This is a genomic window from Mesorhizobium sp. M00.F.Ca.ET.216.01.1.1, from assembly GCF_004010325.2.
In the GTDB taxonomy this organism is placed as follows: Bacteria; Pseudomonadota; Alphaproteobacteria; order Rhizobiales; family Rhizobiaceae; genus Mesorhizobium.
In genome coordinates this window covers 1-332 of record NZ_SADR02000332.1, presented here as the reverse complement: position 1 = coordinate 332, position 332 = coordinate 1, and the positions used below count along the sequence as shown (strand labels likewise).

Annotated in this window: 1 pseudogene; it reads right to left on the bottom strand. The window is 64.8% G+C overall.

Annotation, left to right across the window (positions count from 1 at the left end):
- A pseudogene (locus tag EN859_RS36340) lies at positions 1-332 on the bottom strand (ATP-dependent DNA ligase); the annotation flags it as partial.

Sequence of the window (332 nt, the reverse complement as noted above, 5' to 3'; positions counted from 1 at the left end):
GACGAAGATCCGCTTGTTGCGCAGGCTCTTGGTGGCGGTTGCCAGGAACCGCTGCGGTTCGGACTGTGCCAATGCATCGGCGAAACCCTTCGCAAAACGCTTGGTCAGGTCCCAATCGCACCCTGGGTTGAGCGGCACGACCACGTGCAGGCCCTTGCCGCCGGAGACGCGCAGGAACGATTCCAGCTCCAGCTGCGCCAGCAGTTCTCGGATGTCGGTTGCCGCTTTCTTGACTTCGGCAAAGGGAACATCCGGCCCGGGATCCAGATCGAACACGACCCGGTCGGCCCTGTCGGGCGCCTCGGCGTGGCTGCCCCAGGGGTGGAACTCCA